The following is a 25,805-nucleotide window of genomic DNA, read 5'->3' on the forward strand; positions in this document are numbered from 1 at the left end:
ACATATGTTACGACACTCATTTGCGAGTCATATGTTGGAGTCAAGCCAAGACCTTCGAGCGGTGCAAGAATTATTAGGTCACAGTAATATTAGTACCACGCAAGTATACACCCACTTAGATTTTCAACACCTAGCGTCGGTTTACGATAAAGCGCACCCAAGAGCTAAGCCGAAAAAGAAATAAGTTTTGGTTTAGTCTGGCTTTGGCAATTTACCATCCGAGGGTGTCTCTAAGATATCATTGTTAGAGGGGCCAAATAGCTTGCCTAAAAATGTAAATACGCGTTTTATTGCGCGCCATAATTTTGGTAGTGCCCAAATCATCAAGAGGATAAATAAAACTAAACCGACCATAAAAAAGGTCGGATGTTGGATGGATGCCCAAACACCTGCAAAAACGGCGATATCTTCCATAATAGAGGCGGTCCAGTTGGTGAACGGTTCGGGTGATGTGTTTATTAACGCACGGCTACCTGTTTTTGTAGCATGCGTCGCACCAGCTAAGCTTCCACCAACGATGGCTGCTGCAATTTCAGCGGCAGGGCCAATGTCACCAATAGCACCAGCAGCTAGCAGAGCGCCAGCAGGAATTCTCACGAAAGTATGGATGGTATCCCAGCCGGTATCTACGCCGGGCACCTTATCGGCAAAAAACTCAACTGCATACATTAATCCAGCAGCGGTCATTACTAGCGGGTCCGCTACAATCAATAAATCAGGCGGCAAATCAATATGACCAGTATGCGCTAAGTAACCAAGGGTTAAGAGTGTAGCGTATAAATTGATACCGCTCCCCCACGCTGCGCCCATGCTCAAGGCCAGTGTTTGAGAAATTTGGTTTAATTCATCCACAATAATCACTCCCTGTTTTACACATTGGGTAAGAATATCATAAGAACTATGAATACTAGCTAAACAAATAGGGATGCACGCTAAGGCATGATTATTGTGTAAAATAAAGGGCCAATAGTTTAAATGAGAGATTATCGTGGATTTTAGAGGAACAACAATCGTCTCTGTGCGACGAGGTGATAGTGTCGTAATAGGTGGTGATGGGCAAGTCACCTTGGGCAATACGATTATGAAAGGAAATGCTCGAAAAGTTCGTAAACTTGCAAGTGGGGATGTTATTGCTGGCTTCGCGGGTGCAACAGCCGATGCATTCACCTTGTTTGAGCGTTTTGAAGGCATGCTTGAAAAGCATCATGGTAATTTAACCCGCGCGGCGGTTGAAATGGCTAAAGATTGGCGAACAGACCGGATGCTGCGTAAGTTGGAAGCGCTACTGGCAATTGCAGACAGTAAAGACTCGCTGATTATTTCGGGTAATGGTGATGTGATTCAACCGGAGCAAGATCTTATTGCCATCGGTTCAGGTGGCCCCTTTGCACAATCAGCAGCCAAAGCGTTATTAGAAAATACAGAATTGAGTGCCCGTGAGATTGTAGAAAAATCACTCAATATTGCCGGCGATATCTGCATTTATACTAATCATAACCAAACGATAGAAGAATTAACGTCCGAGGGAAAGAAGTAATATGAGCCAAATGACACCAAAAGAAATTGTGCATGAACTTGATAAGCATATTGTAGGGCAGAATGCGGCAAAACGAGCCGTAGCTATTGCCTTAAGAAACCGGTGGAGACGCTCACAAGTACCCGAGAATCTACGCAGTGAAATTACGCCCAAGAACATTTTAATGATTGGTCCAACAGGCGTTGGTAAAACAGAAATAGCGCGGCGTTTAGCAACCTTAGCCAAAGCGCCATTTATAAAAATTGAAGCAACTAAATTTACCGAGGTGGGTTATGTCGGTAGAGATGTTGATTCTATTATACGTGATCTTGCTGACATTGCCGTTAAAATGACCCGTGAAGTCGAGATGGGAAAAGTCAAACGTAGAGCGGAAGATGCAGCCGAGGACAGAGTGCTAGACCTTTTATTGCCGCGTGCTGAAAGCGTAGATACAAGCGATACAACGGGTGATGCAACACGACAAAAATTTCGTAAAAAGCTGCGTGAAGGTGAATTAGACGATAAGGAAATTGAAGTCGAGATAAGTGCGCCTAGCGTGGGTGTGGAAATTATGGCACCTCCTGGTATGGAAGAAATGACCAACCAGTTGCAAGGGATGTTTCAAAACATGTCGGGTGATAAAAAGAAGAAACGTAAAATGTCCATTAAGCATGCTTTGGTGGCGATGGTCGAGGAAGAAGCGGCAAAACTGGTTAATGACGATGAGCTAAAGCACAAGGCAATAGAAAACCTAGAGCAAACGGGGATTGTGTTTTTAGATGAGCTGGATAAAGTGTGTAAACGAGGTGATAGCGGCGGTGCCGATGTTTCTCGTGATGGCGTTCAGCGTGATTTGTTACCCTTAGTTGAAGGGAGTACCGTTACGACTAAGTATGGCCCTGTTAAAACAGACCACATTTTATTTATTGCCTCAGGTGCGTTTCATGTGTCGAAGCCTTCAGATCTTATTCCCGAGTTACAAGGCCGATTCCCTATTCGAGTTGAGCTAGATGCGTTGGTAGCAGCGGATTTTGTGCGTATTTTGACAGAACCAAATGCTTCGTTAACAGAGCAATATTCAGCCCTATTAGCAACTGAAGAAGTTAATTTGCAGTTCACAGAAGATGGGGTGGCACGGATTGCAGAAATGGCCTGGCAAGTGAATGAAGGCACTGAAAATATCGGTGCTCGTCGTCTGCATACAATTTTGGAGCGTTTATTGGATGAGATTTCATTCCGCGCACCGGCAGGCTCACCGATAGATGAAGTGATCGACGCGGCGTATGTGGACGAGCACTTAGGTGAGCTTGCTTCAGATGAAGATCTTTCGCGTTATATTTTGTAGGTAAAACATGGTAGCGATAACAGATTTGGTGCTAGACCAAAAAAACAGGGAACTGTCATTGAGTTTTGATGATGGTAGAACAATAAAATTGAGTTGCGAATACTTACGCGTATTTTCACCCTCAGCAGAAGTACGTGGGCATGGCCCTGGGCAAGAAGTGTTACAAGTTGGCAAAGAATCGGTCAATATTGTTGCGATAGAACCAGTGGGTAATTATGCCGTTCGCCTTGTGTTCAGTGATGAGCATGATACAGGCTTGTATTCATGGCCATTTCTTATTGAATTGGCAGAGAATAAAGAAGAAAACTGGCAGGATTATTTGAACAGGCTTGAAGCAGCCGGCCATCAACGTCAGACATCATAAATCAGCGCGGTTATAAGGGTTTTACTATGGTAGATAAAACGACAACTCATTTTGGTTTTAAAGATGTTCCCGTTGCAGAAAAAGTAACTAAGGTTCGAGAAGTTTTTGACTCGGTTGCACCGTCGTACGACATTATGAATGATTTAATGTCGATGGGTGTTCACCGGTTGTGGAAACGCTTCACCGTAGAGATCGCGAACGTAAAGCCGGGGCATGTGGTGCTTGATCTGGCCGGAGGAACAGGAGACCTGTCAGCACTGTTTGCTAAACGAGTTGGAAAAACCGGCAAAGTTGTTTTAGCAGATATAAATGAAGCAATGCTACGGGTAGGCCGTGATCGAATGATCGATAAAGGTCATATTTCAAACATTACCTACAATTTGGCAAATGCTGAGTGTTTGCCCTATGCCTCTAATCAGTTTGATCGGGTTTGTATCGGTTTTGGACTAAGAAATGTTACAGATAAAGAGGCCGCATTGCGTTCGATGTTTGATGTACTTAAACCGGGTGGTCGCTTATTGATTTTAGAGTTTTCAAAACCAACCAACCCACTTTTAGACAAGATTTACGACGCGTATTCATTCAAATTATTGCCTAAAATTGGTGAATTAGTTGCGAAAGATGGTGATAGCTACCAGTACCTCGCTGAATCAATTCGTATGCACCCAGATCAATCCACGTTGAAAGGTATGATGGAAGAAGCTGGCTTTGAGCGTTGCCAAGTGAACAACTTAACGGGTGGTATTGTGGCAGTTCATACGGGATATAAGCTGTAGCTGTTGTGTCATTGGTCAGCCCTTTTTTGAAACCATTGCAAATAGCGGTGAACCGTTATTTGGATTACGACCCAGAGGTTCCTAAGCAGCTAGCTAGGATGGAAGGTCGAGTTATTGAATTACATTTTCAGCAACTAGAGTTAAGCCTTTATATGATTATCAGCGCAGATGGGCTTGATATTCGAGAGGTATTTGAGGGCAAAGCTGATGCCACTATTTCAGGCACACCATTAGCATTGGCGATGATGAATATACAGTCATCAACCTCTAGCTTATTGTCGGGCGATGTGGTGATAGAGGGCGATACTGAGTTGGCTGCTCAATTCCAAACATTTCTTAAGGCGATAGAGGTTGACTGGGAAGAGCCATTATCGAAGATAACAGGTGATGTATTGGCTCATCAATTTGGAAACCTCGTTCGTGATGTATCGGGTTGGGTTCGAGAAACAACGAAGACAACCGCCATTAATGCATCAGAGTATGTTCGAGAAGAACAAAATATATTGCCCTCTAAATTTGAAGTGAATAAATTTAAAGCGGGTGTGGATGACTTAAGATTATCTGTTGAGCGGCTAGAGGCAAAAGTCCAACGCTTGATGGCGGCGAAGCTTAACCTAGAAAACGACTCAAAAAGGAAGTAACGTGATAAACCCAACAACGGCCTTTCGGCTCATTCGAATTCAGCGTGTGTTGTTGCGTTATGGTCTCGATGAGTTTGTATTTAATTTACATTTATTTAGGCCGTTACGTTATTTAACCTATTTATCCCCTAGCTATTTTTTAGGTAAACGAAAGGGTTCGCGTGGTGAACGTCTTCGTAAGGCACTAGAAGATTTGGGGCCTATTTTTGTGAAGTTTGGCCAAATTTTATCAACACGGCAAGACTTATTGCCGCCTGATATTGGCGAAGAGCTGTCGCGCTTACAAGATAATGTTCCACCCTTTGCTGATGATTTAGCGCGCCAGATTATCGAAAGCTCGTTAGAGGTTCCGATAGAAGAGGTGTTTTCGACTTTCTCACCTAGTCCCTTGGCATCAGCCTCTGTGGCGCAAGTGCATACAGCAACATTGCATACGGGCGAAGATGTTGTTGTCAAAGTGCTTCGTCCGGGAATTGAAAAAATTATTAATTCAGATGTGGGTCTGTTATATACCCTGGCGGAACTTGCTAATAAATACTGGGGTGAGGCCAAACGGTTAAAACCCTTAGATGTGGTTAAAGAGTTTGACCATACCATTCATGATGAGTTGGATCTTGTTCGAGAAGCCGCGAATGCCTCGCAGTTAAGACGAAACTTTGAGCATTCAGAGCACCTTTATGTGCCCGATGTGTACTGGGATTATACGCGCCAAAATGTGATGGTGATGGAGCGAATCTATGGCACACCAATAGGCAAAATAGATCAATTGCGTGAAAAAGGTGTTGACTTAAAGTTACTTGCCGAACGGGGCGTGGAAATATTTTTCGCACAAGTATTTCGGGATAATTTTTTTCATGCCGATATGCATCCGGGTAATATTTTCGCCTCTGATGATGCAAAATACCTTGCGGTGGATTTCGGTATTATGGGAAGCGTGACGCTTGAAGACCAGCGCTATTTAGCAGAAAATTTTCTGGCCTTTTTTCAGCGTGACTACCTCCGTGTGGCGCAATTGCATATTGAATCGGGCTGGGTGCCTAAAGAAACCCGTGTTGATGAGTTTGAAAGCGCGATTCGTGCAGTGTGTGAGCCGATATTCGAAAAGCCGTTAAAAGAAATTTCGTACGGTCATTTGCTCTTACGCCTTTTTCAAACGGCGCGTCGTTTCGATATGGAAGTGCAGCCACAACTAGTCTTGTTACAAAAAACTTTATTGAATATTGAAGGCTTAGGTCGACAACTTTATCCAGATTTGGATTTATGGCAAACCGCTAAACCGTATTTAGAGGAATGGTATAAAAACAAAGTAGGGCCAAAAGCGACCTTCAATAAGTTAAAAGAACACCTGCCGATGATGGGGGAAAAATTACCAGAGTTGCCAGAGATGATGTACCAAGTACTCAGTGATGCTTCAAAAGGTGAGCTTGAGGTTAAGTGGAGATCAGCGCAACTAGAAGAAATAAAGCAGCAAATGGCTAAAAATCACCGTAAGAGTATTATGGCAATTTGTGGTGGGAGTTTACTGATTTCAGCTGCGGTTATTTTAGGCTTAGATGGTTTTTCGCCGTTAATGCTGGGTGATGCGCCGTTAACTACTTGGGTTTTGGGTGTGCTGGGTGGAATATTACTGTTTAACGCATTAGACTAAACTTTCACGTTATTTTCACTCAAGGCGCTTAAGTTGGCGAAAAGAGGTTTTAGTGACGAGAGGTTCTGAGCATTTAGCGGCTACTAATAATTCTGTATCAATCATTGGTATAGATTGCGCGACGCAATCAAATAAAGTGGGTCTTGCGTTAGGCTCTGTTTCGAACGGCATATTAAGCATAGAGAAGGCTAGAAAGGTAGCTAAAAACGAATCTGTTGCTAATGTCGTGTCCAATTGGATAAAAGAACAAGGCAATGTTAAGACCTTAATAGCACTTGATTCCCCCTTAGGCTGGCCAGTAAAACTGGGCGAAGAGTTAATCGGCCATATGGCGGGCGCTTTGCTGAGTACCGATGCCCACCAGATGTTTCGCCGCAGAACAGACTTTTTTATAAAAGAAAAAGCAGGGAAGCAATCTTTAGATGTGGGTGCTGACCGTATTGCTAGAACAGCGCATGCTGCCTTGATGTTAATAGATGAGTTAACGGATCAGTTAGGGACGACAATCCCTTTGGCTTGGTCCGCTGAACTAGTTGACCCTATTAGTGCGATAGAGGTTTACCCTGCGGTAACTCTGAAATCTTGCCAGCTTCTCCCAGCAACAAGTTATAAGAAAGAAATCAGCAAAGAACGAAGCTGGATTTTTGATGGTCTTAGTCAGTTAATGAATGTATCAGAAATGGATAAAGAATTAGTTATCGCCGATGATGATATTTTGGATGCAGTGGTTTGTGTGCTAGCAGGTTATCACTTTATTCGTGCTGAAAGTGAGGGGCCGCGAACCAAGCAGGAACGAGCATTAGCAGAAAAAGAAGGCTGGATTTGGGCGAGAATGCCTCGGTGATTTTGCTGATACTCGAGCACCAATTAAAGTGATAACAGTATTTTCAATAAGACAGTGTTGGTATCGGTTGTTGAGAACTTTTGAGGAGGCATAAATGCCAACAGATAAGTTGAGTAAAACAGTGGATCAGGTTGTTAGTAATGCTCGAAAAGATCGTGAGCAACGAGATACTGGTTACCGTGCGAAAGCGTTAAAAATGTACCCTTGGATTTGTGGTCGTTGCGCAAGAGAGTTTTCTCAACAGACGCTGCATGAGTTGACGGTACACCATCGAGATCACGATCATGATAATAACCCTGAGGACGGGAGTAATTGGGAGTTGTTATGCGTTTACTGCCATGACAATGAGCATTCAAGGCAACTTGATCATCAATATGGCTCATTAACTGAAGATAAAACTAAAGAAGAGTTAAGGCAACACCCCTTTGCAGGGCTGGCAGACTTATTAAATAAATAACCCCTCCCAACGCTATTATTACTTTATGCTAATGAATCAATAATAAGAAAATAAGGAGAGAGAATGTCTGAGGTTAATAAAAAAATTGTTAGGGAGTTTTTTGCAGCGATGGACAGCAAACGCTTTGATGATATGAGAGATTTACTGCACCCAGATCATTTGTTCCACTTGCCGATGGCAAAAGAACCGTTGGATAAAGATGCACATATGATTATGAATATGAAGCTGCAAGAGTCAATGACAGATTTTGATCGACACTTTTATGATCAAATTGCTGAAGGTGACAAGGTGGTTAGCAGAATGAAACTACGCATGAAACATGTTGGCGAGTTTAATGGTGTTGCACCGACGAATGAATATGTTGACCTAGACGCTATTCATATTATGCGAATAAAAGATGGGTTGAATATTGAAGAGTGGGATGCAGTCGATTTTGTGCCTTTTCTTAAAGCATTGGGCTTTATTCCAAAAGACTCGAAAGGCCCTTGGGATTAAAGAGTAAGAGTTCACATATGATGTAATGGAGATAGCTCGGTTGCAGTGCTTAATGAGCTGGTCTAAGAAACGCCTATTGTTTTAAAATAACAATAGGCGTTTTTTTATTTAGGTGAATTAGAAGAAGAAGTTAAGGTTACTATCTGGGACGACAGTGTGATTAAACAACATGCTTCTTTTAGCCAGCTTGAGGCTATTGTCTTCAAGGCGCCAAATATCATCGCGCGATACCACCATGCGCTTTTCTACGCCATCCAGTCGGCTTCTAAGAACGGTAACAACAGAGAGAACGTTCCATTCACCCTCAACCTCTGTAGGGAACACCTCTATATTAGACACTGCGTGGTTTATCATGTTTTGAGGGTTCTCAGACCAAACGAGATTTGTCGCAAAGCGAGCAATACGTAGCTCTAATTGTTTTTTATAGTCATTAAAAATATTTGCGTCGAGAGGTTTGATGGCCTGCTTTTTTTCTTCACGTAAATAGCGAGCGGGTACGGGCATATAGTAATAAATATCGTCCGTTAGCATCGCTAGCCATTGGTCATACTCTTCATGGTCAAGTAGACGCGCTTCTTTATACAGAAGTGTTTGGAAGGTTTGGTAGGTGTCCGCATCAACAGCATTTTTAAAAGGAGATGGTTGACTCATTAGTTTTGTCCTCTTGTTGCATTTGCTTCTTCTAGGCTGTTGTAGTTTGGAACGGCGCTCCAATCTTTTGCTGCCATCATTTCTTGCCAGCGACGGTAGAAATATCGTTGGTTTTGTTCACCAACAAGGCCGTCACTAACGACGCCAGGCATTTCAGGGTGTGAGTACTCTTTGCCTAAGCCCATATTGGTGTATACATCTTTTTGGCGGGTTTGTAGGCCTCTGTTTTGTGAAGTACAGGCGGCAAAGTTTTCACCATCATCGTTATCAAACATGCCGGCGGCGCCAAATGTTCGGCAAACATTGTCGAGCACAGTTTGTTTTAACTCGTCTGACATCTCTTTATCAACCATCGCCCACGTCCACATTTCCATTTTTCCTGGACCTTTTGGATGATAAACACGGAACCAATTAAGCCCCGGTAACATTTGCACATTGGGGAAAATAGTCATGTTGATTTGCGAGCCCCAAAATTGCTTACCACGCGTTTCGCCAAGGCGTGAAATAACAGTCTCTCGGTTTTCTTCAAGGTAGCTAACAGGTAGGCTTGGGTCAGGGTAGAACGCATAACCAGATTGTCCATCTAGGGATGAAATAATCGAGTGACCATTCATACCACCACCAGCCATAGCGGTTGAACTGTCCACTTTAGTATTGCCTAGAGAAAGACTTTCAATGTCCATTGAGGTAGCAACAGTCATAACACCTGCATGAGCCCAGCCAATATGATAGCCATCGCCGCAGGCGTTTTCGACAGGCAGTTTCCAGTTGACAGGGTATTCAACTTTTTGCGTTGAGCCGATTAACTCGGTGCCTTCTGGCATGGCGTCGAGCCAAACATCTAAGTACCATTTCATATCACCCAAATAATCATCCAAAGTCGGTGATTCTGGATCAAAGTTACCAAAAATTAATCCTTTATAGCTATCTACCTTGCAAACAGGGTGTAAGCCAAATTTGGATTTATCGAGTTCATTGTAATAAGCATCCTCTTCCAGCGGGACAGATTGAAGCGTGCCATCTGCGGCAAAGCTCCACCCATGGTAGCTACAAGTAAACTGCTTGGCATTGCCTTTATCTGCCTTACAAACACGGTTGCCGCGATGGGTGCAGGTGTTAAGGAAGGCTTTGACTGATTGGTCTTTTTGGCGAATAACGAGGACCTCATCTTCACCCATAAAGGTCCTAAAATAGTCACCTGGATCAGGTATTTGGCTTTCGTGCGCTAAAAATAACCAGCATTTGCCAAAGATTCTTTCTTGTTCTTGCTCATAGATGTCTTGTTCATGAAAAATAGATCTACTTTGTCGACCAGTTGTATTGTCGACCAGTTGGCTAACGTCCACTTTACCCATAATGTTCCCCTTATGTGTTGAATTTGAGAAGGATGATTAATAACTATCCATCTAGTATATATTTATCGTTCAATGCTTGTCTAACGCTTGGTTGGTAAAAACGATGAGGTTGGGCAAAAGATTGATCCAAGGCATTTTTTCTAAAAAGAGTAATCGATAACTTAATTTAAGCTGCCATAATATTAAGGTGATGGCTGTGATACCAAAAAAAATACTAAAACCCAAACGCCCAGAAAATGATGATTGTTGTGGTGGAGGGAGCTGTTGCCCGTGCGTTTGGGAGGACTACTTTAATCAACTGGATCTATGGAATGAGCAGCAAGTTAAGGAAAAACTTGATAATACGTTAGATAAGACAGACTGACTAACGCTATATCTTCTTAACGCTTCAGTGTAAAATTCACCATTTCAAAATTAGTGCGTTACGCGCTGATTATCAATCGATTAACAATAAGCAAAGATCATGAGCCCAAGACCTTCTCGTCAAACACTAGCGAATGCTATTCGTGTCCTTAGTATGGATGCTGTCCAACAAGCCAACTCAGGACACCCCGGTGCACCGATGGGGATGGCAGATATTGCAGAAGTACTATGGAATGACTTTTTGTCGCATAACCCAGCCAATCCACACTGGGTGAATAGAGATCGCTTCGTATTATCGAACGGTCATGGCTCGATGTTGTTATATTCGTTATTGCATTTGTCGGGTTACGATTTAGATATTGAAGACATTCGTAATTTTCGTCAGCTGCACTCTAAAACACCGGGTCACCCAGAATACGGATATGCGCCAGGGGTAGAAACAACGACAGGTCCTTTAGGTCAAGGTATTAGCAACGCGGTGGGTATGGCTTTAGCTGAAAAGGTATTAGCTGCACAATTTAATCAACCTAACTTCAAGGTGGTTGATCATTACACGTATACCTTTATGGGGGATGGTTGCTTGATGGAGGGCATTTCGCATGAAGCATGTTCTTATGCGGGTACGCTTGGCTTAGGCAAATTAATAGCGTTTTGGGATGATAACGGTATCTCGATTGATGGCGATGTAGAGGGTTGGTTTACCGATGATACGCCAGCACGTTTTGAAGCCTATGGTTGGCAAGTAGTTCGTGATGTAGATGGGCATAATGCTAATGACATCAAGCAGGCGATTGAGCAAGCACAAAAAGAAACGAATAAACCCACGTTAATTTGCTGTAAAACAGTGATTGGCTCTGGTGCGCCTAATAAAGAAGGGACGCATCATGTACATGGCGCTCCATTGGGTGCCGAAGAAATAGCCGCTACCAGAAAAGCATTAGGTTGGACAGCGCCTGCCTTTGAAATTCCAGCTGAGGTAAAGAATGCGTGGGATGCAAACGATAAAGGTGAACAAGCAGAAGCTCAATGGGAAGAGTTATTAGAAGCTTATGTGGCTGAATACCCAGACCTAGCTGATGAACTATTGCGTCGTTTATCGGGTGAGTTAAGTGCTGATTGGGCAGAAAAATCAGAGGCATTTGTGCAGGCAGCGCAGCAGGCAGGTGAAACCATTGCCTCACGTAAAGCATCATTAAACACACTTAATGGTTACGGTCCTTTATTGCCCGAGCTTTTAGGGGGATCAGCTGATTTAACTGGCTCTAATTTAACTAAATGGTCAGGGTGTACAGATGTTGATGGGACGAATGCCAACGGCAACTATCTTCATTACGGCGTGCGTGAATTTGGCATGAGCGCAATTCAAAATGGCATTGCATTACATGGCGGCTTTATTCCTTATGGTGCAACGTTTTTAACATTTTCTGATTATGCTCGTAATGCTGTGCGTATGGCTGCATTGATGAAATTACGAAATATTTTTGTTTTCACGCATGACTCGATAGGGTTGGGTGAAGACGGACCAACACACCAATCGGTTGAGCATGTCTCAAGTTTACGGTTAATTCCAAACTTAGATGTATGGCGTCCGTGTGATGCGGTTGAATCTGCTGTTGCATGGAAGTATGCGGTTGAAAATGAAAGCACGCCGTCAGCGCTAATTTTTACTCGTCAAAACGTACAGCACCAGCCACGCACAGCTGACCAAGTGGCGGCTATTTCAAAAGGGGGTTATATCCTTAAAGATTGTGAAGGTGAGCCGCAGGTTATTTTAATGGCTACGGGGTCTGAAGTTGAATTAGCGACAACCGCTGCTGACGTATTAGCAGCAGAAGGCGTTAAGGTTCGCGTACTATCTATGCCGTGTACAGACCTTTTTGATAGACAAGATATGGCGTATAAAGAATCTATATTGCCTGCCTCAGTAACAGCAAGGGTAGCGATAGAAGCAGGATCAACAAGCCTTTGGTATAAATACGTGGGCTTGCAAGGTGCGGTGATTGGCTTAGACCGTTTTGGTGAATCGGCTCCGGCTAAAGAATTGTTTGAATACTTTGGCATCACAGCGGAAAAGTTAGTCGAAGCAGCAAAGAACTTAATATAAGTTTCTAAACTCATGGGTATTCGTATAGCCATTAATGGGTTTGGTCGAATTGGGCGCAGTGTACTCAAGGCACTGTATGCGTCTAACCGTCAAGAGCAGATTCAGGTGGTAGCCATTAATGACATTGAGTCATTTAGCACCGTAGCCGAGCATGTAAAAAATGATTTATCTGGGCTGAACATAAAGCTGTCTACTGATAAGAACACCCTGCTGATGGCAGGTAGGGATGTGCATTATTCGTCACAGGCAAACCCTGTAAAACTGCCTTGGAAATCGCTGAATATTGATGTAGTGCTTGAGTGTACAGGGCAATTTACTCAAGCAGAATCCGCCCATATGCATATTTTGGCAGGGGCTAAAAAAGTCCTTATTTCTGCCCTATCAGATGATAAGGTTGATGCCACGATAGTGTACGGTGTAAACCAGGCAGATCTAAAAGCAGAACATAAAGTCGTTTCAAATGGCTCTTGCACATTAAATTGTTTAGCCCACATGGTAAGTGTTTTAGATGCTGCGATGGGCGTTGAGTACGGTTTAAGCACAACTTTACATGCTTACGATGATAGGCATGAGTCAATGGTTGAGCAAATACCCATGATTCCAACTAAAACAAATTCACCAAACTCTATTGGCCTAGTGTTGCCGCACATGAAAGGAAAAATAGATGGGCTTTCTATTCGCTTATCTACTATCAGTGTAGCGATGCTGGATGTGACCTTTAGCAGTAAAAATCAGACAACAGTCGCTGAGGTTAATGAGCGAATGCGGCAGGCAGCCAGTGCTAGTCTGCAAGGGGCGCTTGGTTATAGTGAGGAAAATGCAGTGTCAACAGACTTTAGCGCTCATCCTGCTTCGTGTGTTTTTGATGCTACGCAAACTAAGGTGACATCAGGTCGGCTCGTTAAGGTCGTTGGCTGGTTTGATAATGAGTGGGGCTTTTCAAATCGAATGCTGGACACCGCGCAAGCGATGATGACGAATTAAGAAACATAAAGGAACTCAGATGACGATTATAAAGATGCAAGATATAAATTTATCTGGCAAACGCGTACTGATCAGAGAAGATTTGAATGTGCCTATTAAGGCAGGGAAAGTAACCAGTGATGCGCGTATTAGGGCTAGTCTGCCAACCATCCAACAGGCGCACAATGCAGGTGCGGTGGTGATGTTAATGTCACATATCGGGCGCCCAATTGAAGGACAGTATGATGAGACCTTTAGTTTGAAACCAGTGGCAGAGCATTTGTCTACCTTGTTGGGAAAACCAGTGCGCTTAGAAAAAGATTGGTTGGATGGGGTCAGTGGTCAGCCGGGTGATATTATTCTTTGTGAAAATGTACGTTTCAATGTTGGTGAAAAAGCAGATGACGAAGTGTTGTCGAAAAAAATGGCCGCTCTATGTGATGTGTTTGTGATGGATGCGTTCGGCACGGCTCACCGCGCACAAGCCTCAACACATGGCGTTGCCAAATTTGCACCGATTGCATGCGCAGGTCCGTTATTATCAGCTGAATTAGATGCTTTAGGTCAGGCACTATTTGAACCGGCTCAGCCGATGCTGGCGATAGTAGGTGGTGCAAAAGTGTCGACTAAATTGACGGTGCTGGACTCGATGTTAGACAAGGTTGATCAACTAATTGTTGGCGGTGGTATAGCGAATACTTTTATTGCCGCTCAAGGTTATTCGGTTGGCAAGTCGTTGTATGAGCCAGACTTGATTGATGAGGCGAAAGCGTTAATGTTAAAAGCAGAGCAGAATGGTGCGAGCATCCCGGTTCCGGTTGATGTGGTTTGCGGTAAAACATTTTCAGAAGCAGCACAAGCGACAGTCAAATCAGTCAAAGATGTTGAAGAGGATGACTTAATCCTAGATGTTGGCCCTCAAACAGCTGCCCAATATGCGGGTATCGTTAAAGCGGCCGGAACAATTGTTTGGAATGGACCTTTGGGCGTGTTCGAGTTTGACCAATTTGCAGGTGGAACAAAGGTATTATCACAGGCAATTGCAGACAGTGATGGTTTTTCAATTGCAGGTGGCGGCGACACGTTAGCGGCAGTGGATAAGTACGACATTGCCGATCAGGTTTCTTATATATCAACAGGTGGTGGTGCTTTCTTGGAATTTTTAGAGGGTAAGGCCTTGCCTGCGGTATCAGTTTTAGCTGAACGTAGCGCCTAAAACCAGAGCTGTTGGCGCGTTGTTGCGCCTTTAACAACGTTATTTCAGAAAATCTTGTTATATTTTGGTGCCATTAGCGAGCGCCTATTTCTTGCTGCACGGTTTATATTTAAGTTATTTGAACGCTTGCCGATATACACTTTACCTACATAACCAATTTCACGGCTGCTTAAATAGCGCTTAACTGAATTTATGAAAAAGATTACGCATTTTTCCCTAACGTGTTTATTACTTTTTGCCTTGATGGTCACATCTGTTCAGGCCGTAGATTTTAATAAAAATAATGCCATCGAAGTTCGCGTCTTGGTCGATGTGTCCGAGAGGATGAAAATAAGTGACCCAGAAAACCATAGAATATCGGCGCTCAAACTGTTCATCAATCTCTTGCCGAATAATGCAAACGTTGGTATTTGGATGTTTGATGAGATGCCAACAGAGATCATGAAAGCGGGTAAATCCGGTATTTCGTGGAAAACGCAGGCTCTTAAGAATGTAGAAAAAATTCAATCATCTAATAAAACAGGGGATATTGAAAAAGCGCTTGCGGTGGCTTCGCTGGATTGGGTAGAAAAAGACAAGAATGCACGTCGGCACATTGTTCTTTTAAGCGACGGAAAAGTAACGTCAGGAAAACTCATGAAAGATAATGTGGCGTCTAAAGAACGAATACTCAATTACCAGGTAGCGCGTTTAAAGGAAGTTGATGTTAGTGTTCATACGGTTGGATTTTCTGATGATGCGGATCTTGGTTTTTTAGAAACAGTGGCTAATGAAACACTCGGTTGGTTTGATGTGGCCAAAACAGCTGCACAGCTAGAACGAGCATTGCTGAGGGTTAGTAAACGCTTGGTTGAGAGAAATAGTATCCCATTAATTGCGAATACATTTACAGTTGATGAAACCGTAAGACAATTCACCGCAGTTGTTTTTAGAAAAAAAGGCTTTGGTACTACCCAGTTGGATGACCCGGAGGGTATGGATTTTGGACGTAGCAGTAATAGAAGCGGTGTTAGTTGGCACCGTGAAAAGAAATATGACATTGTGACAGTCACTAAGCCAATGGCTGGTGAGTGGAGGTTGATTGCAGCGGCTGATCCAGACAATGAAATCTTCATCACCACGAATTTGCAAATGGCTGTTGAAAACATGCCAAAAGAGATTTTTTCGGGTTCCGATACACGCATTAGAATGCTCATGACAGACAAAGGTAAGCTTCTGAAAAATAGCAATCTGTTAGATGTTATCGATGCGACGGTCGAGATTATAAATCAACGAGGGGACAAAGAAGTGCTTCCAATGCAGTTAGATATGATCAACGGCGGGTATTTTTTTGTTGATATTGGAAAAAACCTTAAGGTCGGCCCTTATGAGCTAATAGTTAGGGCTGTTGGAAATACCTTTGAGCGGATAGAAACGCTGTCTTTTTATGTCAAACAAAAGCCTAAAGTTAATTATGTGGAAATCAACCCGGTGTTCGATAAAGTACTTGAGCAAGCCGGTATTGTGCTGCCTGAAGAGGGGCTCACAGAGCAGCAGATTTTTCAATGTCCAGATTTGTCCAGTATTGTAGCGGGCGAAGAGGGTGAGCTTGAACCTGTTGTTGAGTCAGTAGAGGAAGCATCAAATTGGGCCTTAACCAGCGGGGTCGTATTGCTTGTTAATATAGTGTTAGCTGTGGCTGGTTTTTTTGGCTTTAAGTTATTTAAGAAGAAAATGACCGTTAAGGATGAGCAGTTGAGCAAAACGTTAGGGGTTTAAGGCGGCTTGTGACAAACCAGGCGGCGAGTAATATTAACGCGATGAATAAACGGAGTATTTAAATGAGTGAGTCGTTTTTAATTTTATTAATTGAGTTGGTATTTGTTTTAACAGCGATTGTTGGCTTGCTTTTGTTTAAAGTCTATAAGAAAAAGGAAGCCCTACAGAGTCAGATCACAGGGCTGGTTAAAAAGGTCGATAAAGAAGCGCAAGGCAGAAAAGAAACACTAGAAAACACGTTCAAAGCACAGGGAATTGCAGCTGATCAAGCAGGGCAAAACGCCGACCGCTTGGTGGGTGCGGAAGCCAATTGTGTTAAAAAGTTTGCGGTAGCGCAACTTAGTTTAGACTCGAAGGATATTGCTTCCTTTTCCGAAGCCGTTTATGGCTTATCAGCAGAGCACTTGGATGTGGGGTTATTAAATGCTGAGATTCTTTCATCAACACAAGTTCCAGTTGCTCCAGTGGTACAGCCAGTTCAACCTGTGCAGACAACAGTTGGTAGCGAACAAGAATCGGTTCAAGTAAATGATGATATTGAAGTCTCGCTTGATCTCGATGCGCTAGCAGACTCAGATAGTGCTGACGATGATGCTGGTGAACAGTCAGAGTCAGATGTAAAGAGTGTTAATACGGCGACACCAACCATTGAGCCAGAGGCTGAAGAAGAGCTTGAAATAGGTCAGCTTGACGGACATGTTGAGGTGTTGCGTAGCCCTGATACAACGGAAGATTCGGATGAACCCGTTGAAGAAGAGGCTGAGTTAAAAAAAGATTGAATAATCAGTTAGAGCTGGCGTAAAAAGTGATTGGAAACACAGCGCCTTAGGTTAACCCTGTATAAGAATTCGTCAAATAATCCGCTCATAATAGGGGGCTAAATACTACTTAGTTAGTGTTATAGGGTGCCTCCCATCCCCAATAAACCTTCGTTATCTATATAGACTTTAACTTGTTGCGGCATAGAGCCCCCAGACAGTAGATATTTGTAAACAATAGTATTAGTTACGAGCATATATTAGAAAAAAATGATATAAATACTATTTTTAATAAGTCATTAGATGTTGGAGAGCTGAAAATGGAAAAAACAAAAAATAAAGTGGTTGCCCCACGCTATTTTTCAGGGTCGTTAATGTTAATGTTGGGCGTGTTAGGGTTTTATCTTGGTGGCCTTTGGGTTTGGTTAGGCACAGCGGCGTTTATTTGTCTTGTTGTGTTGGATGTAAGTTTGCCTCGTGATGAGCAGTTGCATGATGTTCGGGCGACAGGCTTGCAGCATTTCGTCCTTTATTGCCAGTTACCATTAATTGTCATGCTCTGGTTAATGTTTGCCGATATGTTGAGCACGTCGAGTGGTAGTGTGCTGGAGATTATGGGTGGTATTTTTTCACTGTCCTTTTTAACTGCGCTGGGTGGTTTGCCTCCAGCTCATGAGCTGATGCATCGTCATGGTACATTGGATCGCTTTTACTGTACTTTGTATCTCACAGTGTTCTTACTCCCGATGAATGATCTCGGGCATGTTAAAGGTCACCATTTGAAGGTCGCTACTTCTGAAGACAGTGATACACCTCGCAGAGGTGAGTCGGTTTATACGTTTGCCTTTAGGTCTTTATGGGGACAAATGAAAGACTCGATTGAGATTGAAAAAGGCCGTCTGAAAAAAACTAAAACTTCTTTTTGGTCGCCTCAAAGCCGTTTCTTTCAATCGGTTATATTAATGTCGACTTGGTTGATTATTTGGTTTTCGATTGCAGGTATTCAAGCCTTGCCATTGTATATATTAACTATGATTATTTTTTATCTAGTGCTAGGTGGCTTTAACTATACTCAGCATTATGGCCTGATCCGAGTTATTGGTGAGCCTATTGAAACGCGACATTCATGGAATCAACTAAAGCCATTAAGCCGAGCGCTTTCATTCGAAATATCTAATCACTCTGAGCACCACTTAAAACCTACGCGTTTTTATACGGACTTGCAGCCATACCCAGAAGCACCACAGCTACCGAGTATAGCGCTATGCTTTATTTGCGCATTTGTGCCGCCTATTTGGGAAGCTAAAATAGTTAAGCCTCAATTAGCTATTTGGGATGAAAAAATGGCTAATGAAGCTGAGAAAAAGTTGGCTGAGGAAGCCAATATTAAAGCTGGTTGGGTATAGATTAGAGGGATAGAGCTATACAGTGGGAATGGGCTCGCCCCTTTGTAAGTTTTAGGTTTTCCGTTTTTTTTAATGTTAGGGTTTAAAAAAACGGGGAGGATGACGGAAGACTTTGGGGTGTATGCTTCCAATTTATATGGTTATGTCTCAAGTACGTCAAATATTATTGAAGTTGTTGCTTTTAACAGTTGACCAGCTAGGGACTCACCTTGCTATTAATACCTTGGTTATGGCCTAAGGCGAGAAAAATATGGAAATTGTTAATAAAAAGGAAGATGAACTATCTATTTGCACATTTTTTTTGTTAAAAAACTAACAGCAGCATGGCTGCTCTATAGATAATTTATAGAAAGCGGCTTGGTGACTACGGCTTCTTGGGTAATTTTTGTGCACTCACCTTTATGCATCATCAAACATTAGAGCAGCTAGAAGAACGCCTGAGCAGTGTGCTCAATTTAATTATTATAGGTTTAAAAGTAAGAGACTAATCATGCATCGTTTAGAAACAAATTTTAGTGAATGGGTTATACGTTACCGTGTAGCGATTATAGTGTTAAGCGTGTTAGTCGTCATTGTCTCTGGGCTTGGTGTTCAATACCTTGGGTTTACGCCGGATTATAGAGTTTATTTTAGAGACGATAGCCCACATTTGATGGCGTTTAATCAGAATGAAGCAACCTATTCTAAATCGGATAATGTGTTTATTCTTATTGCGCCTGAAACAGGCGATGTTTTTGAAAAGGAAATATTAACCCTCGTTGAGAACCTGACGGAAGAGGCATGGCAAATACCTTATTCTTTAAGGGTTGATTCAATTCAGAATTTTCAAAATACGTATGCAGAAGATGATGACCTTATTGTAGAGGATTTGTATGCAGAGGCCAGCTCATTAGAACAGGACGATATTCAGCGGGTTAAATCGGTGGCGCTAAGTGACCCACTTCTTTATAAGCGGATTATCTCAAAAGATGGTGGTGCAACAGCTGTTAATGTAACGATTGAATTCCCCGATATTGAGCCTGAAGAAGAGTTACGTGAAGTAGTGGCTCATGCACGTGAATTGGTAAAAAAATACCAAGAAAAATACCCCACAGTAAAGTTTTATATAACAGGGATGGCATTTATGAATAATGCCTTCGTTGAGTCTGGTCAAGGGGATGGGGAAACACTTTTCCCGATCAGTTTTGTGGTGATGGTTTTATTTCTAACCATATTATTACGCAGTGTTAGTGCAGTGTTCGGGGTGACCTTGGTTATTTTTATGTCAACCGTCGTAGCCTTTGGGTTGGGTGGTTATGCTGGGGTTCTGTTGGCACCCGCATCAGTGGCGTCTGGGCAAATGATTATGGTGTTGGCGGTAGCTAATAGTGTGCATATGCTGGTCACCTTCATTTTTGATTTGCAACATAATGTGGCGAAAACAGAGGCGTTAAAAGAAAGCTTGCGGATTAATTTAGTGCCTATTTTCTTGACCAGTGTGACCACGATGATTGGCTTTTTGGGGATGAATTTTAATGAATCAGCACCGTATAGAGATTTAGGGAATTTGGTGGCGGTTGGTGTTTTTGCATCGATGGTTTTTTCGCTGACTTTTTTACCAGCCATCATGAGTTTTTTGCCCGTACGAATTAAGCCCGGGGAGGATGCGGCAGTCCCTTATCTAGAAAAGTTTTCAAGGTTTTCTATTAAATTTCATCGTCCATTATTACTGTTAATGTGTGTGGTGGCCATTTTGTCAGCCGCAGCGATACCGCTAAATACATCGGAAGAGCATTTCACTACGTATTTTGACCATAGCGTACAGTTTCGCGTTGATTCGGATGCAACTCTGGATATTATGGGTGGCACGTTTCAGCTGACATACTCCCTTCCTGCCAACGAAAAGGGCGGAGTGAGTGAGCCAGAATATCTTAAGAATTTAAAAGCATTTGCAGATTGGTATCGAGAGCAGCCAGAGACTATCAATGTCTTTGTTTTTACCGATACCATGCTGCGGCTGAATAAAAATATGCATGGGGATGACCCTGCTTGGCAAAAATTACCAGAAAGTCGTGATTTGGCTGCGCAGTATACGCTGCTGTATGAGATGTCATTACCTTATGGTTTGGATTTGAATAATCAGGTTAATGTGGACAAGTCAGCCACGCGGATGGTCGCGACCGTCAGGGATATGACCAATAACGAACTGATGGCGCTTGAGGAAAGAGCACAGGCTTGGCTAAAAGCAAATGTTCCCAGCACAATGACGACCATTGGTACCGGCACCTTGATGATGTTCTCGCATTTGGCTGATACTAATACCACCAGCATGATCGTTGGATCGGTGCTGGCACTGATTCTTATTTCAGGTATTTTAATGGTGGCCTTGCGCTCGGTTAAAATGGGCCTGTTAAGCTTGGTGACCAATATATTGCCCGCAGGGGTTGGTTTTGGGCTTTGGGGCGTGCTCAGCGGCGAAGTTCATATGGGCCTATCGGTAGTGGTCAGTATGACGTTGGGTATCGTGGTGGATGACTCGGTGCATTTCTTAAGTAAATATTTGCGTGCCAAACGCGAAAAAGGCTATTCGACAGAAGAGTCCATTACATACGCCTTTACTCATGTAGGCAAAGCATTAGGCATTAGTACGCTCGTTTTAATAGCTGGTTTTGGTGTGCTGATGGCATCGCACTTTGCGATGACGACTGATATGGCGCTGTTAACGGTATGGATTATTGTCGCCGCCCTAGCCGCAAACTTCTTATTCTTGCCGGGTCTATTGTTAAAGTTTGATAACAACAAAGAGAAGGTGTTGCAGCAAGACGCTAATGAGGGTGTTTGATTTGTTAATAAAGATGTTAGAGAGAAACCGTTAGATGGAACGTTTAGAAGGCTATTTTAGTCAGTGGGTTATTAAGTATCGTGGATGGATTATTGCAGTTAGCCTATTGGTGTTGCTAGCGGCTGGCAATGGTGTGCAGTATTTAGGGTTTGATAATGATTACCGTGCTTTTTTTACCGATGATAACCCTGAGTTATTGGCTTACGATAAGGTTGAAAATACCTATACAAAGTCAGATAACGTCTTCATTTTAATTGAGCCAAAAACAGGCGATGTTTTTCAGCCAGAGGTGCTTAAGCTTCTCGAAGAGCTGACAACATCCGCTTGGCAAACCCCACATTCTAGACGTGTGGATTCGCTGCAAAATTTCCAGAATACCTATGCAGAAGACGATGATTTAGTTGTTGAGAGCTTGTATGAGGAAGCCGAAGATTTACTGGCTGTGGATATCGAAACAATTAAGCAAGTCGGTTTGTCAGACCCGTTACTATTGAAGAGGTTAGTCTCTGCCGATGGCCGTGTTACGGCATTGAATATTACCATTGAATACCCAAAAGTTGACGCGGATAAAGAGCTAAAAGACGTTGTGTCTAGCACACGTGACATGGTGGCTAAGTTTGAGAAGGCTTACCCTAATGTTAATTTTTATATTACCGGCATAGCGTTTTTAAATAATGCCTTTGTTGAAGCGGGGGAGAATGATTTATCCTTGTTAGTGCCGGTAAGTTTGCTTTTGATGGTTGTTATTATGTTTGTGTTATTGCGCAGCCTTAGTGCAGTAATAGGCATTACATTGATCGTTATTTTTTCCGATGTTATTGCCTTGGGTTTAGGCGGTTATGCCGGCATAAAATTAACACCCGCTTCTATTTCATCGGCGCAAATGATTATGGTACTAGCGGTTGCTAATAGTGTTCATTTGCTGGTTACTTTTATGTATGGCTTGCAGCATAAAGTTCCAAAGCAAGAGGCTTTGCTTGAGAGTATACGGATTAATTTACAACCTATATTTTTAACAAGCGCCACCACGATGATTGGTTTTTTATGCTTGAACTTTAGTGAATCCCCACCTTTTAATGATCTAGGTAACTTAGTGGCAGTGGGTGTGTTTGTTTCCTTTTGTCTGTCGCTAACTTTTTTACCAGCGATGATGAGTTATCTGCCAGTCCGCGTGAAAGCGGGAGAAGATATTGCTGTAGAGCGCTTAGCTTCTTTTTCTAGGTTTGTTATTCGTTACCAAAATATTATATTGTTTTTGTCAGCAGGGGTTGTGTTGGTTGCAGCTTATGCTGCTACGTTAAATAAACCAGAAGAGCAATTTCTTAAATATTTTGATGAGTCTGTAGAGTTTAGAGGTGATTCTGATTTTGCTAATCAATCCGTTGGTGGTCTATTTCAAATATCGTTTTCTTTACCAGCTGAAGGTAAGGGCGGCATTAGTGATCCGCAATATCTAGAGCATTTAGCGCTGTTTGCCCAGTGGCTTAAAGAACAACCAGAAATTATTAATACGTATGTTTTAAGCGATACCTTAAAGCGGTTGAATAAGAATATGCATGGGGATGACCCCGCTTGGTATAAGTTGCCAGAAAGTAGAGAAATGGCTGCGCAGTATTTACTGTTATATGAAATGTCATTGCCCTATGGTTTAGATTTAAATAATCAGGTCAACATTGATAAATCAGCTACCCTTTTGGTAGCGGGTGTAGAGGAGATGAGTAATGTTGAGCTGTTAGATTTTGAACAGCGTGTGCAACAATGGATGCAGGACCATTTGCCCGCAAGTATGCAAGCAAAAGGTTCAGGGGCGATTTTAATATTCGCCCACCTGACAGAAAAAAACATCAAAAGCATGCTTAGTGGCTCTATATTGGCGTTAGTGCTTATCTCGATGATTCTAGTTTTTGCACTTCGTTCTATCAGAATTGGCTTTTTAAGTTTGGTGCCGAATTTGGTCCCCGTCATTATTGGTTTTGGTTTGTGGGGCTTATTGTATGTTGAGGTGAACATGGCCTTGGCATCGGTCGTCAGTATGACTCTGGGTATTGTGGTAGATGACACGGTGCATTTTTTAAGTAAGTACTTACGTGCCAAGCGTGAAAAGGGCTATAGCACTGAAGAATCGATTACCTATGCGTTTACCCACGTTGGCAAAGCGTTAACTATTAGTACACTGATCCTTAGTGCTGGCTTTGGTGTTTTAATGATGTCACCTTTTGCGCTTAATTCAGACATGGCCACGTTAACTACATGGATTATTGTGATTGCGTTAGTGGTGGACTTGCTGTTGTTACCTATTTTATTACTCAAACTAGATAAGGAAAAAACATGAAAAAATTAGTCAGTTTATTGGTGCTTTTGTTGCCGTTAATGGCCAGCGCGCAAACGCCGGAAGAAAAAGGCATGGAAATAGCGGTAGAAGGTGATAAGAGGGATGCAGGTTTTGGCGATATGACGTCAGATATGGTGATGACACTAAAGAATGCAAATGGTGATGTCAGTATTAGAAAAATGCGATCTAAAAACCTTGAGGTAGAAGGCGACGGCGATAAGGGCTTAACTATTTTTGATGAGCCAGCTGATATTAAAGGCACCGCTTTTTTATCCTTCACACATATTTTAGAGGCAGATGATCAGTGGTTATATTTGCCAGCTTTAAAACGAGTAAAGCGTATTTCATCTAAAAACAAATCAGGCCCTTTTATGGGTAGTGAGTTTGCCTTTGAAGACTTATCATCTCGTGAGGTGGCAAAGTTCAGCTATTTGTACTTACGCGATGAAGTCATTAATGGTGAAGAGGTGTTTGTTGTTGAATCTAAGCCTAACTATAAGTATTCAGGATATACGCGTTTAATTGCTTGGATTAGTAAAGAAAAGTATCAACCGTTAAAAATTGAATATTATGATCGTAAAAATACCTTGTTAAAAACGACGACAGCAACCGGCTACCAGCAGTATATGGGTAAATATTGGCGGCCTGATTCATTAAACACGGTGAACCATCAAACAAAAAAAGAGACGCGCTTGGATTTTTCAAACTACGAGTTTCAAAAAGGTTTGTCTGATCGTGACTTTAATAAAAGCAGCTTAAAACGAGCGCGCTAATAACTGAGTACAAGTCAATGAGCTTTAAAAAAGCAATGGTAGGCGGCCTGTTGGTAGGCGGGGTCGCCTTCTTATCGTCCGGTTTCGCAAGCGAGTGGTCTGGGTATGTAGCGGGGGAGTATCGCTATTTCACGCAGTCAGCTCTAGATCAGCAGCAGTTTAATGACGCAAGCGTATCGTTTTCAGCCGCGCCGGAGTTTTATCACAGTTGGAATGATGGCGATGATGCCTTTATCTTTAGCTCATTTTTTCGTTGGGATGAGCAAGATCCTCAACGCACACATATAGATTTGCGTGAGCTGATGTGGATTCATGCCGAGCGAGACTGGGAGGTGCGCTTAGGTGTTGGCAAAGTGTTTTGGGGGGTGACTGAATCACAGCACTTAGTGGATATTATTAATCAGTCCGATATGGTTGAAAACTTTGACGGTGAAGATAAGCTTGGACAAACCATGCTTAACTTGTCGCTTATTAAAGACTGGGGAACAGTTGATTTATTTGTACTGCCGGGTTTTAGAGAGCGAACTTTTTCAGGCAATGAGGGGCGTTTTCGCCCAACACCGGCGATAGACGATCATACCGCTTATCAATCTGATTCTAAGGATAAGCATGTGGATTATGCTGTGCGCTGGAGTCAAACGTTTGATGATTGGGATGTTGGGGTCTCCCACTTTTATGGCACGAGCCGTGAGCCAAGAATTATTCCTACAGCGACCGCGGGTGGTATCGCGTTGGTTCCTTTTTACGACCTTATTAATCAAACCGGCCTAGACGTACAAGCAACGCTCGATGAGTGGCTTTGGAAGGTTGAATTGATACACCGTAGTGGACAGGGTGAAACATTTAACGCGTTTACAGGTGGTTTTGAATATACTTTTGTGGGTGTTATGGAGTCTGCTGCTGATGTTGGTCTGATAGCGGAATATTTGTACGATGATCGCGGTGCAGACGTTGCTTTTGATAATGATATATTTGTGGGTGCTCGTTTAGCAATGAATGACGCGGCGTCAAGTGAGCTATTATTTGGCGTTATTGCTGATGTTGACCAAAACACTCAGTTCTATAGCCTTGAGGGAAGCCGGCGTATTGGTGTTAGTTGGGTATTAAGTGTAGAGGCGCGATTCATATCCGCTGCTAGCAATGATGCACTTGCACCTTTTCGCCAGGACGATGTTATTCAACTGGAGTTTGCACGCCACTTTTAATCAACCCTTGTTGC

Annotated in this window: 24 protein-coding genes; 21 read left to right on the top strand and 3 right to left on the bottom strand. The window is 42.7% G+C overall.

Annotated elements, in window-relative coordinates:
- Positions 1 to 184 (top strand): tyrosine-type recombinase/integrase (locus tag KUG63_RS08735; protein WP_287554853.1); only part of this gene is annotated, 184 nt, incomplete at its 5' end.
- Between the two features lie 8 nt (positions 185 to 192).
- Here KUG63_RS08735 and KUG63_RS08740 read toward each other — a convergent pair.
- Positions 193 to 852 (bottom strand): DUF4126 domain-containing protein, encoded by a 660-nt coding sequence (locus tag KUG63_RS08740; protein ID WP_015006869.1) that lies wholly within the window; start codon positions 850 to 852, stop codon positions 193 to 195.
- 133 nt (positions 853 to 985) lie between these two features.
- Here KUG63_RS08740 and hslV point away from each other — a divergent pair, with 133 nt between their 5' ends.
- From hslV to KUG63_RS08785, 9 genes are all read left to right on the top strand, one after another.
- Positions 986 to 1,537, top strand: a complete 552-nt coding sequence (gene hslV, locus KUG63_RS08745; RefSeq protein ID WP_035851044.1) for an ATP-dependent protease subunit HslV — start codon at positions 986 to 988, stop codon at positions 1,535 to 1,537.
- Position 1,538: 1 nt separating this feature from the next.
- Positions 1,539 to 2,861, top strand: coding sequence for an ATP-dependent protease ATPase subunit HslU (hslU, locus tag KUG63_RS08750; protein ID WP_015006867.1), 1,323 nt, complete (start codon positions 1,539 to 1,541; stop codon positions 2,859 to 2,861).
- A gap of 7 nt (positions 2,862 to 2,868) precedes the next feature.
- The gene (locus KUG63_RS08755; RefSeq protein ID WP_015006866.1) at positions 2,869 to 3,225 is read left to right on the top strand and encodes a gamma-butyrobetaine hydroxylase-like domain-containing protein; all 357 of its coding nucleotides are present in this window, start codon (positions 2,869 to 2,871) and stop codon (positions 3,223 to 3,225) included.
- A 26-nt stretch (positions 3,226 to 3,251) separates the two neighbouring features.
- Complete coding sequence (ubiE, locus tag KUG63_RS08760; protein ID WP_015006865.1) at positions 3,252 to 4,001, top strand: bifunctional demethylmenaquinone methyltransferase/2-methoxy-6-polyprenyl-1,4-benzoquinol methylase UbiE; 750 nt, start codon at positions 3,252 to 3,254, stop codon at positions 3,999 to 4,001.
- 5 nt (positions 4,002 to 4,006) lie between these two features.
- Positions 4,007 to 4,642: an SCP2 domain-containing protein gene (locus tag KUG63_RS08765; RefSeq protein WP_041932861.1), complete on the top strand. Its 636-nt coding sequence runs from the start codon at positions 4,007 to 4,009 to the stop codon at positions 4,640 to 4,642.
- Between the two features lies 1 nt (position 4,643).
- Complete coding sequence (gene ubiB, locus KUG63_RS08770) at positions 4,644 to 6,290, top strand: ubiquinone biosynthesis regulatory protein kinase UbiB (RefSeq protein ID WP_016390881.1); 1,647 nt, start codon at positions 4,644 to 4,646, stop codon at positions 6,288 to 6,290.
- A 52-nt stretch (positions 6,291 to 6,342) separates the two neighbouring features.
- The gene (locus KUG63_RS08775) at positions 6,343 to 7,134 is read left to right on the top strand and encodes a DUF429 domain-containing protein (protein WP_287554857.1); all 792 of its coding nucleotides are present in this window, start codon (positions 6,343 to 6,345) and stop codon (positions 7,132 to 7,134) included.
- A gap of 94 nt (positions 7,135 to 7,228) precedes the next feature.
- Entirely contained in the window at positions 7,229 to 7,591 is a 363-nt protein-coding gene (locus tag KUG63_RS08780; protein ID WP_015006861.1) for a YajD family HNH nuclease, read from the top strand.
- A gap of 63 nt (positions 7,592 to 7,654) precedes the next feature.
- On the top strand, positions 7,655 to 8,086 hold the full coding sequence (locus tag KUG63_RS08785) for an ester cyclase (protein WP_015006860.1): 432 nt from the start codon (positions 7,655 to 7,657) through the stop codon (positions 8,084 to 8,086).
- A gap of 117 nt (positions 8,087 to 8,203) precedes the next feature.
- Here KUG63_RS08785 and KUG63_RS08790 read toward each other — a convergent pair whose 3' ends face one another.
- Together KUG63_RS08790 and KUG63_RS08795 are read right to left on the bottom strand one after the other, a co-directional pair.
- Complete coding sequence (locus KUG63_RS08790; RefSeq protein ID WP_015006859.1) at positions 8,204 to 8,737, bottom strand: aromatic-ring-hydroxylating dioxygenase subunit beta; 534 nt, start codon at positions 8,735 to 8,737, stop codon at positions 8,204 to 8,206.
- Positions 8,737 to 10,092 carry an aromatic ring-hydroxylating dioxygenase subunit alpha gene (locus KUG63_RS08795; RefSeq protein ID WP_015006858.1) on the bottom strand — a complete coding sequence of 452 codons (1,356 nt, stop codon included), beginning with the start codon at positions 10,090 to 10,092 and terminating at the stop codon, positions 8,737 to 8,739. Before KUG63_RS08795 ends, KUG63_RS08790 begins: the two co-directional genes overlap by 1 nt.
- A 190-nt stretch (positions 10,093 to 10,282) precedes the next feature.
- On the opposite strand from KUG63_RS08795, the gene KUG63_RS08800 reads away from it, so the two are divergent.
- The 11 genes from KUG63_RS08800 (at position 10,283) to KUG63_RS08850 (ending at position 25,791) form a co-directional block, all read left to right on the top strand.
- Entirely contained in the window at positions 10,283 to 10,456 is a 174-nt protein-coding gene (locus KUG63_RS08800) for an oxidoreductase-like domain-containing protein (RefSeq protein WP_083857000.1), read from the top strand.
- A 99-nt stretch (positions 10,457 to 10,555) separates the two neighbouring features.
- On the top strand, positions 10,556 to 12,559 hold the full coding sequence (gene tkt / locus KUG63_RS08805; RefSeq protein WP_020931954.1) for a transketolase: 2,004 nt from the start codon (positions 10,556 to 10,558) through the stop codon (positions 12,557 to 12,559).
- Positions 12,560 to 12,571: 12 nt separating this feature from the next.
- Entirely contained in the window at positions 12,572 to 13,543 is a 972-nt protein-coding gene (locus KUG63_RS08810; protein ID WP_020931955.1) for a type I glyceraldehyde-3-phosphate dehydrogenase, read from the top strand.
- Between the two features lie 19 nt (positions 13,544 to 13,562).
- Positions 13,563 to 14,738, top strand: a complete 1,176-nt coding sequence (locus KUG63_RS08815) for a phosphoglycerate kinase (protein WP_020931956.1) — start codon at positions 13,563 to 13,565, stop codon at positions 14,736 to 14,738.
- A gap of 192 nt (positions 14,739 to 14,930) precedes the next feature.
- Positions 14,931 to 16,496 carry a vWA domain-containing protein gene (locus tag KUG63_RS08820; RefSeq protein ID WP_287554862.1) on the top strand — a complete coding sequence of 522 codons (1,566 nt, stop codon included), beginning with the start codon at positions 14,931 to 14,933 and terminating at the stop codon, positions 16,494 to 16,496.
- A 62-nt stretch (positions 16,497 to 16,558) separates the two neighbouring features.
- Positions 16,559 to 17,275, top strand: a complete 717-nt coding sequence (locus tag KUG63_RS08825; RefSeq protein ID WP_015006852.1) for a hypothetical protein — start codon at positions 16,559 to 16,561, stop codon at positions 17,273 to 17,275.
- Positions 17,276 to 17,574: 299 nt separating this feature from the next.
- Positions 17,575 to 18,660 (top strand): alkane 1-monooxygenase, encoded by a 1,086-nt coding sequence (locus KUG63_RS08830; protein WP_015006851.1) that lies wholly within the window; start codon positions 17,575 to 17,577, stop codon positions 18,658 to 18,660.
- Positions 18,661 to 19,045: 385 nt separating this feature from the next.
- A complete protein-coding gene (locus tag KUG63_RS08835; protein WP_287554864.1) occupies positions 19,046 to 21,481 on the top strand; it encodes an efflux RND transporter permease subunit in 2,436 nt (811 codons plus the stop codon).
- A 34-nt stretch (positions 21,482 to 21,515) separates the two neighbouring features.
- Complete coding sequence (locus tag KUG63_RS08840) at positions 21,516 to 23,813, top strand: efflux RND transporter permease subunit (RefSeq protein WP_015006848.1); 2,298 nt, start codon at positions 21,516 to 21,518, stop codon at positions 23,811 to 23,813.
- Positions 23,810 to 24,586, top strand: coding sequence for an outer membrane lipoprotein-sorting protein (locus KUG63_RS08845; RefSeq protein WP_015006847.1), 777 nt, complete (start codon positions 23,810 to 23,812; stop codon positions 24,584 to 24,586). Before KUG63_RS08840 ends, KUG63_RS08845 begins: the two co-directional genes overlap by 4 nt.
- Before the next feature lie 17 nt (positions 24,587 to 24,603).
- Entirely contained in the window at positions 24,604 to 25,791 is a 1,188-nt protein-coding gene (locus tag KUG63_RS08850) for a hypothetical protein (RefSeq protein ID WP_015006846.1), read from the top strand.
- Positions 25,792 to 25,805 lie beyond the last annotated feature (14 nt).

The organism is Cycloclasticus sp., assembly GCF_019090545.1.
Lineage (GTDB): Bacteria > Pseudomonadota > Gammaproteobacteria > Methylococcales > Cycloclasticaceae > Cycloclasticus > Cycloclasticus pugetii.

Excerpts from the sequence above, each read along its gene's own strand:
- KUG63_RS08815 (WP_020931956.1), top strand. The coding sequence starts at position 13,563 with ATGACGATTATAAAGATGCAAGATATAAATTTATCTGGCAAACGCGTA.
- hslU (WP_015006867.1), top strand. The coding sequence starts at position 1,539 with ATGAGCCAAATGACACCAAAAGAAATTGTGCATGAACTTGATAAGCAT.
- KUG63_RS08795 (WP_015006858.1), bottom strand. The coding sequence starts at position 10,092 with ATGGGTAAAGTGGACGTTAGCCAACTGGTCGACAATACAACTGGTCGA.
- KUG63_RS08810 (WP_020931955.1), top strand. The coding sequence starts at position 12,572 with ATGGGTATTCGTATAGCCATTAATGGGTTTGGTCGAATTGGGCGCAGT.
- KUG63_RS08845 (WP_015006847.1), top strand. The coding sequence starts at position 23,810 with ATGAAAAAATTAGTCAGTTTATTGGTGCTTTTGTTGCCGTTAATGGCC.
- KUG63_RS08790 (WP_015006859.1), bottom strand. The coding sequence starts at position 8,737 with ATGAGTCAACCATCTCCTTTTAAAAATGCTGTTGATGCGGACACCTAC.
- KUG63_RS08800 (WP_083857000.1), top strand. The coding sequence starts at position 10,283 with ATGGCTGTGATACCAAAAAAAATACTAAAACCCAAACGCCCAGAAAAT.
- KUG63_RS08840 (WP_015006848.1), top strand. The coding sequence starts at position 21,516 with ATGGAACGTTTAGAAGGCTATTTTAGTCAGTGGGTTATTAAGTATCGT.
- KUG63_RS08755 (WP_015006866.1), top strand. The coding sequence starts at position 2,869 with ATGGTAGCGATAACAGATTTGGTGCTAGACCAAAAAAACAGGGAACTG.
- KUG63_RS08830 (WP_015006851.1), top strand. The coding sequence starts at position 17,575 with ATGGAAAAAACAAAAAATAAAGTGGTTGCCCCACGCTATTTTTCAGGG.
- KUG63_RS08850 (WP_015006846.1), top strand. The coding sequence starts at position 24,604 with ATGAGCTTTAAAAAAGCAATGGTAGGCGGCCTGTTGGTAGGCGGGGTC.
- KUG63_RS08785 (WP_015006860.1), top strand. The coding sequence starts at position 7,655 with ATGTCTGAGGTTAATAAAAAAATTGTTAGGGAGTTTTTTGCAGCGATG.
- KUG63_RS08825 (WP_015006852.1), top strand. The coding sequence starts at position 16,559 with ATGAGTGAGTCGTTTTTAATTTTATTAATTGAGTTGGTATTTGTTTTA.
- ubiE (WP_015006865.1), top strand. The coding sequence starts at position 3,252 with ATGGTAGATAAAACGACAACTCATTTTGGTTTTAAAGATGTTCCCGTT.
- KUG63_RS08780 (WP_015006861.1), top strand. The coding sequence starts at position 7,229 with ATGCCAACAGATAAGTTGAGTAAAACAGTGGATCAGGTTGTTAGTAAT.
- tkt (WP_020931954.1), top strand. The coding sequence starts at position 10,556 with ATGAGCCCAAGACCTTCTCGTCAAACACTAGCGAATGCTATTCGTGTC.
- KUG63_RS08820 (WP_287554862.1), top strand. The coding sequence starts at position 14,931 with ATGAAAAAGATTACGCATTTTTCCCTAACGTGTTTATTACTTTTTGCC.